The sequence below is a fragment of the Vibrio sp. STUT-A11 genome, assembly GCF_026000435.1.
In the GTDB taxonomy this organism is placed as follows: Bacteria; Pseudomonadota; Gammaproteobacteria; order Enterobacterales; family Vibrionaceae; genus Vibrio.
Map to the genome: position 1 here is coordinate 1279974 of NZ_AP026763.1, position 13039 is coordinate 1293012.

The following is a 13039-nucleotide window of genomic DNA, read 5'->3' on the forward strand; positions in this document are numbered from 1 at the left end:
TTAACTGTATCAGTTCATCTTACTCGGAGTGTGGTTTAATCAACGCAATAACAACCTCTTACCTCGGAGTGATGATGAAAAAGCAGTTGGTGAAACATGAATTAACACTGATCATTGTGGCGATATTTAGTGCTTTCTTACTTGTGTTTGCACACCTTATTTTGGCTAAATCATTTGCACATTATGCGTGGGTTGAATACACCGCTGCGGTCATTCCGTTTGTTATCTTTGGTTTGTGTTTTGTCGGTGTGAGGTATGCGGTGAAAGCCGATCAAGAGGAAAGTAATACTTAATTTAGTGAGTGCCAGATAAAATAAAAGACCTCCACTTGGGAGGTCTTTTTAATTCTGTTTCACTAAAAAGTGATTAGAAGTTCGCAGAACGAGGTGTACGTGGGAATGGGATCACGTCACGAACGTTGCCCATACCAGTTACGTAAGAAACCAGACGCTCGAAGCCAAGACCAAAGCCTGCGTGTGGTACTGTGCCGTAACGACGTAGATCGCGGTACCAGTTCATGTGCTCAGGGTCGATACCCATTTCGCGCATACGTGAATCCAGAACGTCCAGACGCTCTTCACGTTGAGAACCACCGATGATTTCACCGATGCCAGGTGCTAGAACGTCCATCGCTGCTACCGTCTTACCATCATCGTTCATACGCATGTAGAACGCTTTGATGTCTTTCGGGTAGTTCTTCACGATGACTGGTGCTTTGAAGTGTTCTTCCGCTAGGAAACGCTCGTGCTCAGAAGACATATCGATACCCCATTCAACCGGGAATTCGAACTCACGACCAGAATCCAGAAGGATTTGGATTGCGTCAGTGTAGTCTACTTGTGCGAAGTCAGAAGACACGAATTGCTCTAGACGAGTGATCGCTTCTTTATCGATACGTTGTGCGAAGAACTCAAGGTCATCACGACGCTCTTCTAGTACTGCTTTGAATACGTACTTCAGCATGTCTTCAGACAGCTTCGCTACGTCATCTAGGTCTGCGAACGCAACTTCAGGCTCAACCATCCAGAACTCAGCCAGGTGGCGGCTTGTGTTTGAATTTTCAGCACGGAAAGTAGGGCCGAAAGTGTAAACTTTGCTGATTGCACAAGCGTAAGCTTCCGCGTTTAGCTGACCAGAAACTGTCAGGAACGTCTCTTTACCGAAGAAGTCTTCGTTGTAATCTACTTTGCCTGCGTCTGTGCGAGGTAGGTTTTCCATGTCTAGCGTAGAAACGCGGAACATTTCACCTGCACCTTCTGCGTCAGAAGCGGTGATTAGTGGCGCAGATACCCAGAAGTAACCTTGCTCGTGGTAGAAACGGTGAATAGCTTGAGACAGGCAGTTACGTACACGAGCTACCGCGCCAATCACGTTAGTACGTGGACGAAGGTGCGCGACTTCACGTAGGTACTCGATTGAGTGACGAGTTTTTGCCATTGGGTAAGTTTCAGCATCTTCAACCCAACCAACCACTTTAACGTCAGTTGCTGCCAGCTCGAAGTCCTGACCTTTCGCAGGAGACTCAACAATCTTACCAGTTACTTCAACAGAGCAGCCTGTAGTCAGCTTTAATACTTCGTCGTCGTAATTATTAAGATTATTAGGGACCACGGCCTGAATCGGGTCGAAACAAGAGCCGTCATAAATGGCAAGGAAAGAGATTCCAGCTTTGGAATCACGACGTGAACGGATCCAGCCACGAACAGTCACTTCACTGTCTACTGCTAGCTGACCTTTCAAAACGTCTGATACAGGCGCGTAAGTCATGTTTTCAATATTCTCCATAGAGGTAAAAATTCAACGCAACGCTCTTTAAAGTCCTTGTTTCATAATCTTTTTGTTTAAAAAACAAGCAAGGCGCTGGGTTGGGTAGAATTTTACAGATTCAACGAGACATATTACCTGTCAATTCGTCAGCTTCAACCTTTATATTCATTTTGAAGGTCAGAAAAAGATGATTTCATCTTAGTTTTACTCAGGATGAAAACGAGAATAGCGAAAAACGTTCAGGCAGAAATGCAAGTTGACACTGATATTCAGTTTATGGGAGTCCGACACTACGTTTTTATAAACATGCCGCGTTAATCACACTGTTTTCTTTGTGTATTCATAACGTGATTATTATGTAATCAAATAACTGGCGAATGGCAAAACTCGACGTTCGGGTATCATTCACTTAAATAAAAAACCTGATTTATGACTCAATAATGGACTAATGCTTGTCTCTTGGCAGTGATTTCCTTAGTATATCGCGTCTTTTTTAAAGCCTGAGAATCAAGATGAAAACAGAATTGTACAAAGAGTTCATGTTCGAAGCGGCACACCACTTGCCACATGTACCCGAAGGTCATAAGTGTGGTCGTTTGCACGGACACTCTTTCCTTGTTCGTCTTTATGTAGAAGGTGAGGTAGACCCGCATACGGGTTGGGTTGTGGATTTTGCAGAAATCAAAGCCGCTTTCAAACCAATTTACGATCGTTTAGACCATTACTACTTAAACGATATTGAAGGCCTGGAAAACCCAACCAGCGAAGTGCTCGCGAAATGGATTTGGCAGCAACTGAAACCAAGCCTTGCGCTGCTAAGCAAAGTAGAGATCAAAGAAACTTGCACAGCAGGTTGTATCTACAAAGGCGAGTAATCGCAACAAGCGTCATTTACACAGGCAAGCTTATCGGCTTGCCTTTGTTGTATCTGGGCGATGAAAACTACGCTAAGCGCAGATACAAAAAAGCCCGAGCAGATGGCTCGGGCTTGGTGTTCAGAAGGTAGGATTAGCAGATAACTTTTATTGCCAGACCGCCTTGAGAAGTTTCGCGGTATTTCGCGTTCATGTCTTTACCTGTCTCTAGCATGGTTTCGATAACCTTATCCAGAGATACGGTAGGAGCTGAAGAACGACGCAAAGCCATACGAGTCGAGTTGATCGCTTTTACCGCCGCAATACCATTACGCTCGATACATGGAACCTGTACCTGGCCAGCGACAGGGTCACATGTCAGACCTAAGTTGTGCTCCATTGCGATTTCTGCTGCCATACAAACCTGTTCTGGGCTACCACCCATCAGTTCTGCAAGGCCAGCTGCTGCCATTGAGCACGCCACGCCAACTTCACCCTGACAGCCAACTTCTGCGCCAGAGATAGATGCATTACGCTTGTAAAGGCCACCGATTGCACCAGAAGCCGCAAAGTAACGGATGTAGTCTTTCTCTGAAACGGTTTGTATGAACTTGTCATAGTACGCCAGTACCGCAGGGATAATGCCACACGCACCGTTGGTTGGTGCTGTTACAACACGACCACCTGCTGCGTTTTCTTCGTTTACAGCAAACGCAAACATGTTTACCCAGTCAACCACAGACATCGGATCGTTGGTTGTCTTTTCAGAAGTAAGCAGTTGTTGGCGAAGCGCTGCAGCACGGCGAGGCACACGCAGTGGACCCGGTAGAATGCCTTCTTCGTTCATGCCGCGATCCATACACTCACGCATGGTGCGCCAGATGTTTGCAAAGTAGGTACGCGTCTCTTCATCAGAATGAAGCGCTTGTTCATTTTTCATGGTTAGCGCACTGATAGAAAGGCCACTCTCACGACACTGGCTAACCAGTTCTTCTGCCGTTGTGAATGCGTAAGGAACCTTAATTGGGTTTTCGACTTCTTTACCGAAGTTTTCTTCATCAACGATAAAACCACCACCGATAGAGTAGTAGGTTTTTGAGTATGCTTTTTCTTCGTCAATCCAAGCGTGGATTTGCATACCATTTTCGTGAAGTTCCAAATTGGTTTTGTGGAAGTTCATTCCACCGTCGCGTGGAAACGATACTGTATGACAGTGCATGCCAACAGGAAGACGTTCAGTTTCTTCTACGCGAGCAATAAAGCCCGGAATAGAATCGATATCAACTTTCTCAGGGGAGTTACCTGCAAGACCCATGATAATAGCGATATCTGTGTGGTGACCTTTCCCTGTCAGTGATAGCGATCCATAAACGTCAACGGTGATTTTAGTGATGTCGCGTAATTTTCCCATTGCGCGAAGATCATCAATAAACTCTTTACCCGCTTTCATTGGGCCTACAGTGTGTGAGCTTGAAGGTCCAACACCGATTTTATAGATATCAAATACACTAATCATATCGATTACCTCAGAAGAAAGCCTCCCAAGGGGATTTGGGAGGCTTAATTTTTATCGTTATATTTTTCGATTAATCACGCTGGTATTTCAGCTGAGATTAAAGAGCGCCGTAGATTACAGAACTAATCGCTGCAAGACCACAGATAGCTGTGAAAATTTGCACAGGTGCTGAAGTTTTGTACTTCGCCATTGCTGGCACTTTCTGCATAGCGAAAACAGGCATCAGGAATAGGATTGCCGCAATCATTGGTGCACCCATTGTTTCAATCATACCTAGGATGCTTGGGTTAACGATAGCAACCACCCAAGTCGTCACAACGATGAAGATTAGCGACACTTTTTCAATCTTGCTTATTTGAGTGTTAGAGCGAGATTTGATTAGACCAACCAGACCTTCGTGAGCTCCCAAGAAGTGACCAAAGTAGCTAGAAGTGATTGCTGCAAACGCAACCAGTGGACCTAAGTATGAGATCAGAGGAGACTCATGAACGTTCGCCAGGTAAGAAAGTACCGAGATGTTTTGTGACTGTGCTGTTGCTAATTGCTCTGGAGACAGAGAAAGAACCACAGAGAACACGAAGAACATCACGAAACCCATTAGCATCATTGCTGCGCCGCCAGTGATAGCATCAGTTTTCTTCACTGCGTTTTCACCGTACACACGACGTTGCTCTTTAGAGAATTGGGAAATGATAGGGCTGTGGTTGAATGAGAACACGATGATTGGAATTGCCAGCCAAACGATAGAAGGCATGTCACCCCAGTTTGGCGCAACTTCTATCATGGATGTGTTCCAGTCAGGAATTAGGTAGAAAGACAGCGCTAGCAGGATAAATACCAGTGGGTAAACCATCGCTGATGTTGCTTTCAGCATGAGCTCTTTACCGAATACCACGCCTGCTGTCATTGCTGCGATAAGAGCACCAGACAGTAACCAGCGAGGAATAGATTCCATGCCCATTTGGTTAACCAGGAATGAGTCAACCGTGTTAGTGATGCCGACACCGTAGATAAGTACGATAGGGTAAATAGCGAAGAAGTAAGCGAAAGTAATAAGGTTTGCGCCAGTTTTACCGAAGTGTTCTTCTACTGTGTCAGTGATGTCTGCTTCTGGATTCTTAGCTGAAAGAACGAAACGAGCCAGAGATTTGTGTGCGAACCAAGTCATTGGAGCCGCAATTAGGGCTAGGATTACTAATGGCCAAAAACCACCCGCACCTGCTTTGATTGGTAGGAATAGTACACCTGCACCTACTGCTGTACCGAATAACGACAGACACCAGGTGAAGTCTTTGTAAGAAAACTTACTAGACGATTGTGCGGTAGAAACCGCTGAATTGATTGAATTCATTTTTTGTTTACTCATTTTGGGAACAGGAAATAAGTCGGGTGCAATTTTGCAAGATTTTGCATTGAGAAAATTAGATCTAGGTCATGTATTGATTGGGCTTATTGAATAATATGTCAAAAACCTGTTTTTTATCACGAAAATGATGTGCTACTAGTGATTATTGTTAATGTGTCGAATTAGAAAATCTAATTGATAGTCTTGTTTGTACATATTTTTATCAGTGCAAACGCTTGCGGTGGAAATGACAAATTAAACTAATGTAAATGAGAGGTTACGAATAGATTTTTTGAAGTGAAATGTTGGATGGAAGGGCTGCTAAGGAGCCTCATGCTTGCTCGGAAATCATACTTATTTGTAAATCACCGCTACTTAGCGATGATGTGCCTTTGCATCGACTCAATAATTTGAGCGGTCATGCCCCAAATAAAGTGCTGACGATACGGAATAGCAAATACACGGTGGCTCGTTTGTTTAAGGTTAAATTTGCTGCTGTAGAGTTTGCTCGGATTTAAAATATGGTTTGCAGGTACTTCAAACACATACTCAACTTCATTAGGGTCAATATGAGTTTTGTAGTTTGGCGATACAAAAGCCAAAAAAGGAGTCACATTAAAGCGGCTAATGGTAGGCAGTTTGGGCAATTGGCCAAAGATGTGTATGTCATTATTTGCGATACCAATTTCTTCTTTTGTCTCACGAAGCGCGGTATTCACTAAGTGAATGTCTTCTGTTTCAAATTTACCGCCGGGAAAGCTGATTTGTCCTGGATGATGGCGCAAGTGCTCGGCTCGCTTGGTTAAAATGACTTGCAATCCTTCCGGGCGTTCCACAAATCCAATCAATACTGCAGCGTCACGCAGTGGCTTATCTTTTAAAAAGCTTAACCGAGCGAGTGATTCTTTGTGATAACCGGTAGGCAACTGCAGTTGAAAGTTTTGTAGTAGCTTTGTTTTATTGATGACCAAATTGCGTCCTTTTGTCTAACATCTATTGATAATTATAGAGGAGCCGCATCCTCACTTAATGTGTTGTCAAGATTATAACGATGGTGAACCGGAGTAAATCAGACGTTAGGGTAATAATCCTGAGTACAAAAATGCCCATCGCCTAACGATTTTTTTCGTGTCATTCCAGCGAGCCATAGCGAGACTAGGAATCTATTAGCAGCGCATCGACAGGTTTAAGAAATAACTTTGGTCAGAGAATGCTCGGAAAGAAGATCCTGAATCATGCTCCTTCGTTGCGGTTCAGGTTAACGGGAGACTTAAACATGCCGTTCGCTGTAAAACGAACGGCATTATCTGTGCTAGGAGCGGTTTTGTTTTCGAATGTGAGCTTTGGAACCGAATACTGATGGATTACTTCAATGCTGGTAAAATTTTCGACAGTTTATCCAGTGTCTCCTGATACTCGGAAGTGCATTCACTGTCTGCCACGACGCCACCGCCAGCCCAAGCATACAAGTTGCCTTTTTCTGCAACTAAAGTGCGAATGGTAATGCTGGTGTCCATGCGACCATGGCGAGATAGGTAACCAATACTGCCACAGTAAGCGCTGCGTCGATGAGGTTCTAGCTCTTCAATAATTTGCATCGCACGCACTTTGGGTGCGCCAGTGATTGAACCGCCAGGGAAGCAAGCTCGCAACAAATCCGCAGGCGAATACTGTTCATCCAAGTCTGCACGAATAGTACTTACCAAATGGTGAACTGCAGGGAAGCTTTCAATATCGAATAATTTTGGTACATGAACACTACCCGGTGAGGCAACGCGGCCAATATCATTTCGCAACAGATCGACAATCATTAAGTTTTCAGCCTGATCTTTCTCTGCGGTCTGCAAATCATGGGCGTTTGCCTTGTCTTGCTCTGCATCCAGGCTGCGTGGGCGTGTCCCTTTGATCGGCTTAGTTTCGATGACTCTCTCTTTTAGCTCCAGAAAACGCTCTGGTGAGATACTCAAAATAGACGATTCAGGCATACGAATAAACGCAGAAAAAGGCGCTTGGTTGGCGGATTCCAGCCGCAGGTAGGCTTGCCACTCGCTGCCAGAGTATGGCGCATTGAAACGTTGTGCTAAGTTGATTTGATAACAGTCACCGCTTAGCAGGTACTCTTGCACGCTATTAAAGCGAGTAGCGTAAGATTGCTCGGTCATGTTCGATTGCCAAGCGCCAATCAAACTAAATTCATCATCTTGTACGGCGGTTTGTTTATCGAGCCAATCCCAGACTTGAGCAATATTTTGCCCAACGATACAGGCTTTGCTTAGTTTATGATCGACAATGATCGCCCATTCATAAAGGCCAACCGCCATATCCGCTGTTTTGAGGTCCTTTTCGGCGAGCTCTGGCATAGCTTCTATGCGGCGACCTAAATCGTAGCTAAAGTAGCCAAGCGCACCGCCTACGAAAGGCAGATCCCACTCTGAACCGAGCTCAATACTCGGTAGCCATTGCTGTTGCAATTGACCGAGCAGGGCAAACGGGTCGTCAACCGACACATAATCGTCAGATGGTGTCTTGATACGTGTGTTATCGGCAATGGTTTCTAACGTAGCGACCGGGTTCGCCACGAGAATGTCAAAACGGCTGTCGATGTGAGTTTCGGACGCAGAACGCAGCAACATCGCCCAAGGCTGATGCTGAATACGCGAAAAAAGGTGAAGTGCTAAGTCTGGTGCGTAATCCAACGCTTTAAAATCAATGAATTGATTATCCATGTTGTTCATTTGTGTAATTTGTGACAAAGAGATCGTTCACTGCATGGCATGTCATGGGCAGCAAGAGTATCATATTCCACCGTATAGCCAAACTTCCTCTCTACAAAGGGTTCTGAGGAGGTTTCACTATACAAGAAGGCGACTTCAGTAACTCGTGTGTCGATATCAGCCATTCGACAACCGTTTATAAAATGTGTTTATAAAAATGAAGCTCAAAAGAGCAACTCGCTCAACAAACACGATTGAAGCCAAGCCAGTAATGGAAGCATAACTATAACGAGGCATGTAATGACGGTAATTCGCAAGCAGGATGTCATCAGCAGTGTTGCTGATGCGCTACAGTACATTTCTTACTACCACCCGCTAGACTTTGTTCAAGCCCTTGAAAAAGCCTACCACCGAGAAGAGAGCCAAGCCGCGAAAGACGCGATTGCGCAGATCTTAATTAACTCCCGTATGTCGGCAGAAGGCCACCGCCCAATCTGTCAGGACACCGGTATCGTAACGTGTTTTGTCAACATCGGCATGGGCGTTCAGTGGGACTCGACGGACATGACGGTGCAGCAAATGGTAGATGAAGGCGTTCGACAGGCCTACACGAATCCAGATAACCCATTGCGTGCATCGGTTCTGATGGATCCTGCTGGTAAACGTATTAACACTAAAGACAACACGCCAGCGGTAGTACACATCAACATGGTACCGGGCGATAAAGTTGAAATTCAGATTGCGGCTAAAGGCGGCGGCAGTGAAAACAAAACTAAGATGGTGATGCTAAACCCATCTGACGATATTGCCGAGTGGGTAGAAAAAACACTACCAACGATGGGCGCGGGTTGGTGTCCACCGGGTATGCTTGGCATTGGTATCGGCGGTACGGCTGAAAAAGCAGCGGTACTGGCTAAAGAATCGCTTATGGAGCACATCGATATTCAAGAGCTTATCGACCGTGGTCCACAAAACGCAGAAGAAGAACTTCGTCTTGATATCTTCAATCGCGTCAACAAGCTTGGTATCGGTGCGCAAGGTCTTGGCGGCCTGACGACAGTCGTTGACGTTAAGATCAAAACAGCGCCAACACATGCTGCGTCTAAACCAGTATGTCTGATCCCGAACTGTGCGGCGACTCGTCACGTACACTTCACGCTAGATGGCTCAGGCCCGGCAGACTTAACGCCACCTAAGCTTGAAGAGTGGCCAGATATCACTTGGGAAGCGGGCGCGAATACTCGTCGTGTGAACTTAGACGAAGTGACACAAGCTGATGTTGAGCAGTGGAAGACAGGCGAGACAGTACTTCTTTCTGGTAAGATTCTTACTGGTCGCGATGCGGCACACAAACGCATCCAGACTATGTTGCAGAATGGTGAGGGGCTGCCAGAAGGTGTCGATTTCAAAGGTAAATTTATCTACTACGTTGGCCCTGTAGACGCTGTGGGTGATGAAGCCGTAGGTCCTGCTGGCCCGACAACGTCAACTCGTATGGACAAATTCACCGACATGATGCTTGATGAAACGGGCATTATGGGCATGATCGGTAAAGCGGAGCGTGGCCCTGCAACCGTTGAATCTATCAAGAAGCACAAAGCGGTTTACTTGATGGCGGTTGGCGGGGCAGCTTACCTGGTTGCGAAGGCGATTAAGAAAGCGCGCGTAGTAGCATTTGAAGATCTCGGTATGGAAGCGATCTACGAATTTGAAGTAGAAGACATGCCAGTGACAGTCGCGGTAGACTCTAACGGTGTGAACGCTCACCAGATTGGTCCGGACACTTGGAAAGTGAAAATTCAAGAGATGGAAGCTTAATGTAAATGGCATTTTGTCACGTCTCTACTTTGAGAATGTGACAAGGTGCTGATTTACCTAGCAAACAATTGACAAAAGTGCAGCGAAAACTGCACTTTTTGTCTATATACTAGGTATATAAACCTTTGGGCATAGCAACAGACGTTATGCGAACAATAATAATTAGGAGACGGCATGCCTCGTTTTATTCAAATTCTACAAATTATTCTTGCTGTTGTGGTGGGTGGCTTTGTTGGCTATGACTTGATTCTTCACGGTATCAGTATCTTTGATGAAAAATACGTCACGATTACGTGTGTATTGTGGTTCGTACTAGAGGTGGCGCTATTCGTTATCTACAAACTGATTGAAGAAGATTAGAACCTTTACGCTTAAATCGTTTGAGCGATAGTTAGAATGCCGAAGCCTCTGAGAATTCTCAGGGGCTTTTGTGTTTTTGGGCAATGCCTGTTGCTGTGAGTCGTTTGTTCATCTTTGATTAATGTATGTAAAATTAGACTCATAGCTACGTCATATTGGTATGGCAGAACGAATGAGATAAATAAAAAGCATGAAAAGAATTACAAAAGAAGTGAATGACTTTATTAGCCGTGGCATGGACTCTAATGTCCGAATTGCTGTCACAGGCTTATCCCGCGCGGGTAAAACGGCGTTTATTACTTCTCTGGTCAACCAACTGCTTTATACCGCAACTCACGATAATCTGCCTTTATTGACTGCAGCCAGAGATAAACGTCTTATTGGTGCTAAGCGCGAGCCTCAATCGAATATGATGGTTCCTCGCTTTGCCTATGACGACGCGATCAACCAGATTCATGCCACGCCACCTGAGTGGCCAGTGCCAACTCGAGATGTGAGTGAAATTCGTTTGGCACTTAAATACAAACCGAATAAAACCAGCAAAAAGTTATTGAGCAAAACCGCAGTACTTAATGTGGATATCATCGATTATCCGGGTGAGTGGCTGCTCGATTTACCATTGTTGGATATGGATTTCGCGACCTGGTCGCAAACGCAGTTTAATGCATTAAAAGGTCAACGCAGTGAGTTAGCAAAAGCGTGGTTAGCCGAGCTCGAAAGCATCGACCTTAACGAGAGTGTCAATGAGAAGCAGCTAGAAAGCGTTGCCCATGCGTACACGGAATACCTTCACGCTTGTAAAGGTGCAGGGCTGCATTGGGTACAACCGGGGCGATTTGTTCTGCCGGGCGAACTCGCCGGAGCGCCGGTTCTGCAATTTTTCCCTTGTCGGGTTGATGCAGATACTAAGCCGATTAAAGGCAGTAATTTAGCGATGCTAGAAGCGCGTTTCCAGGAATATCAGCAAAAAGTAGTGAAGGCATTTTATAAACATCACTTTGCGACTTTTGACCGTCAGATCGTGCTGGTGGATTGCTTGCAGCCTTTAAATGCCGGAGATGAGGCGTTTTACGATATGCGTCAGGCGCTGGAGCAAATCATGCACAGCTTCCGCTACGGACGCAGCAGCTTTATTCGTCGACTTTTTTCGCCAAAGATCGACAAAGTTCTCTTCGCTGCTACCAAAGCAGACCACATTACGCCCGAGCAGCACCCGAATTTGGTCACTTTACTTCAGCAGATGGTACATCCCGCGTGGCAAAGCGCAGCATATGAAAATATTGAGATGAGCTGTATGAGCATTGCTTCTATTCAGGCCACGACGCCTGGGTTTATTTCGTCCGGCGACAAGACCGTTCCGGCTTTGCAAGGCACAACGCTCGATGGCGAACCAATGACGATGTTCCCCGGTGAGGTACCAAGGAAATTACCGAATACGGCGTATTGGCAAAACAGTGGTTTTGATTTCACTTCCTTCCGTCCAATGCCATCAGCAAGTGATGAACCAATGAAACACATACGTTTAGATAAAGCTCTGGATTACCTGATCGGAGATAAGTTGAAATGAGTGAATTCAAACAAAAGCAGGTCTTCTCAGACAATGTACTAGAAAAAGATCAGGATTCTGTATCTGAAGATTTAACTTCTCAACAAGCCTTTAGTGACAAAGAAACCTTTGTACCTGTAGCAGTGCAAGAAGAGCCGCAAGAAACAGAGCAGGAATTACAGCTTGAGCATGTGATTCGCCCTAAATCTGGTCGAAAATGGTTGGCGACTGGGTTACTTACCGCGTTTTCTGGTCTGGTGGGGTGGCAGGCGATCGATTCAGTTGTCACCGCGGTTCAAACGTCCGACTGGCTTGCATTGGGCTGGGCTGGCTTTATTACGACTGTCGCCTCTTTCGGTTTAGGCGCACTGGGCAAAGAGTTGTGGAAGCTACGTAAACTGAGAAATCACTTTAGCATTCAGGAAGAAAGCGAATTGCTTGTTGGCAGTGATAGCGTTGGCAAGGGTAAAACGTTTTGTGAAAAAGTGGCTGAACAAAGTGGGGTATTGGCAGAAAATCCGGGCTTTGACCGCTGGAAAAACAGCGTTAACCCTGCACACAGCGACGCTGAAATTCTCGATATGTACGACTCAATGGTGGTGAGCCAGCAAGATAAACTCGCAACTAAAATTGTGTCTCAACATGCCACTGAATCCGCTGCTTTAGTGGCAGTCAGCCCGCTTGCCGCCGCAGATATGTTGCTGGTCGCTTGGCGCAACTTCAAAATGATCGATAACTTATCCAAAGTCTATGGTGTTGAGTTGGGTTATGCGTCGCGAATAAAACTGCTAAAAGCGGTCTTTGTGAACATGGCTGCCGCCGGTGCGAGTGAGCTAGCCATTGATGCTGGTATGGATTTAATGTCGATGGATCTTGCGGGCAAAGTATCCGCTCGCGCAGGTCAGGGGCTTGGTGTTGGTATTCTTACCGCGCGTTTAGGCTTAAAAGCTATGGCGCTGCTGCGTCCGTTACCTTGGTCTCCTGAGCGTCAGGTTAAACTGGGTACGATTCGTAAAGCAGTAGTGGCGAAAGTTGCATCAATTACGATGAAACCGTAACCAATATCACCATTGATGAATAGGATTGCTTGACGCCATTCCAAGCTTGATAGAAACTACT

11 protein-coding genes are annotated in these 13039 nt (G+C 45.6%); 6 read left to right on the top strand and 5 right to left on the bottom strand.

Going from position 1 to position 13039, the window contains the following annotated elements; genetic code table 11:
• Nucleotides 1–74: 74 nt before the first annotated feature.
• Nucleotides 75–293, top strand: a complete 219-nt coding sequence (locus OO774_RS05970; RefSeq protein ID WP_264906074.1) for a hypothetical protein — start codon at nucleotides 75–77, stop codon at nucleotides 291–293.
• A gap of 73 nt (nucleotides 294–366) precedes the next feature.
• Here the strand turns inward: OO774_RS05970 and asnS are convergent, their stop codons facing one another.
• Complete coding sequence (gene asnS / locus OO774_RS05975; protein ID WP_264906075.1) at nucleotides 367–1767, bottom strand: asparagine--tRNA ligase; 1401 nt, start codon at nucleotides 1765–1767, stop codon at nucleotides 367–369.
• Nucleotides 1768–2279: 512 nt separating this feature from the next.
• On the opposite strand from asnS, the gene queD reads away from it, so the two are divergent.
• On the top strand, nucleotides 2280–2642 hold the full coding sequence (gene queD / locus OO774_RS05980) for a 6-carboxytetrahydropterin synthase QueD (RefSeq protein ID WP_264905515.1): 363 nt from the start codon (nucleotides 2280–2282) through the stop codon (nucleotides 2640–2642).
• A gap of 133 nt (nucleotides 2643–2775) precedes the next feature.
• Here queD and OO774_RS05985 read toward each other — a convergent pair whose 3' ends face one another.
• From OO774_RS05985 to pabB, 4 genes are all read right to left on the bottom strand, one after another.
• Nucleotides 2776–4137 (bottom strand): L-serine ammonia-lyase, encoded by a 1362-nt coding sequence (locus OO774_RS05985; RefSeq protein ID WP_264905517.1) that lies wholly within the window; start codon nucleotides 4135–4137, stop codon nucleotides 2776–2778.
• Nucleotides 4138–4234: 97 nt separating this feature from the next.
• Nucleotides 4235–5488: an aromatic amino acid transport family protein gene (locus OO774_RS05990; RefSeq protein ID WP_264905519.1), complete on the bottom strand. Its 1254-nt coding sequence runs from the start codon at nucleotides 5486–5488 to the stop codon at nucleotides 4235–4237.
• A gap of 365 nt (nucleotides 5489–5853) precedes the next feature.
• Entirely contained in the window at nucleotides 5854–6453 is a 600-nt protein-coding gene (locus OO774_RS05995; protein ID WP_264905521.1) for a CoA pyrophosphatase, read from the bottom strand.
• A gap of 393 nt (nucleotides 6454–6846) precedes the next feature.
• On the bottom strand, nucleotides 6847–8208 hold the full coding sequence (pabB, locus tag OO774_RS06000; protein ID WP_264905524.1) for an aminodeoxychorismate synthase component I: 1362 nt from the start codon (nucleotides 8206–8208) through the stop codon (nucleotides 6847–6849).
• A 288-nt stretch (nucleotides 8209–8496) separates the two neighbouring features.
• Between pabB and OO774_RS06005 the strand changes: the two genes are divergently transcribed.
• From OO774_RS06005 to OO774_RS06020, 4 genes are all read left to right on the top strand, one after another.
• Nucleotides 8497–10014, top strand: coding sequence for a fumarate hydratase (locus tag OO774_RS06005; RefSeq protein WP_014232348.1), 1518 nt, complete (start codon nucleotides 8497–8499; stop codon nucleotides 10012–10014).
• Between the two features lie 174 nt (nucleotides 10015–10188).
• Nucleotides 10189–10374: a hypothetical protein gene (locus tag OO774_RS06010; protein ID WP_140359279.1), complete on the top strand. Its 186-nt coding sequence runs from the start codon at nucleotides 10189–10191 to the stop codon at nucleotides 10372–10374.
• A gap of 190 nt (nucleotides 10375–10564) precedes the next feature.
• Entirely contained in the window at nucleotides 10565–11941 is a 1377-nt protein-coding gene (locus OO774_RS06015) for a YcjX family protein (protein ID WP_264905528.1), read from the top strand.
• Nucleotides 11938–12978, top strand: a complete 1041-nt coding sequence (locus tag OO774_RS06020) for a YcjF family protein (RefSeq protein ID WP_264905530.1) — start codon at nucleotides 11938–11940, stop codon at nucleotides 12976–12978. Before OO774_RS06015 ends, OO774_RS06020 begins: the two co-directional genes overlap by 4 nt.
• The last annotated feature ends 61 nt before the right edge of the window (nucleotides 12979–13039 follow it).

Coding starts and splice junctions, on each gene's coding strand:
- OO774_RS05970 (WP_264906074.1), top strand. CDS start 75: ATGAAAAAGCAGTTGGTGAAACATGAATTAACACTGATCATTGTGGCG.
- asnS (WP_264906075.1), bottom strand. CDS start 1,767: ATGACTTACGCGCCTGTATCAGACGTTTTGAAAGGTCAGCTAGCAGTA.
- queD (WP_264905515.1), top strand. CDS start 2,280: ATGAAAACAGAATTGTACAAAGAGTTCATGTTCGAAGCGGCACACCAC.
- OO774_RS05985 (WP_264905517.1), bottom strand. CDS start 4,137: ATGATTAGTGTATTTGATATCTATAAAATCGGTGTTGGACCTTCAAGC.
- OO774_RS05990 (WP_264905519.1), bottom strand. CDS start 5,488: ATGAATTCAATCAATTCAGCGGTTTCTACCGCACAATCGTCTAGTAAG.
- pabB (WP_264905524.1), bottom strand. CDS start 8,208: ATGGATAATCAATTCATTGATTTTAAAGCGTTGGATTACGCACCAGAC.
- OO774_RS06005 (WP_014232348.1), top strand. CDS start 8,497: ATGACGGTAATTCGCAAGCAGGATGTCATCAGCAGTGTTGCTGATGCG.
- OO774_RS06010 (WP_140359279.1), top strand. CDS start 10,189: ATGCCTCGTTTTATTCAAATTCTACAAATTATTCTTGCTGTTGTGGTG.
- OO774_RS06015 (WP_264905528.1), top strand. CDS start 10,565: ATGAAAAGAATTACAAAAGAAGTGAATGACTTTATTAGCCGTGGCATG.
- OO774_RS06020 (WP_264905530.1), top strand. CDS start 11,938: ATGAGTGAATTCAAACAAAAGCAGGTCTTCTCAGACAATGTACTAGAA.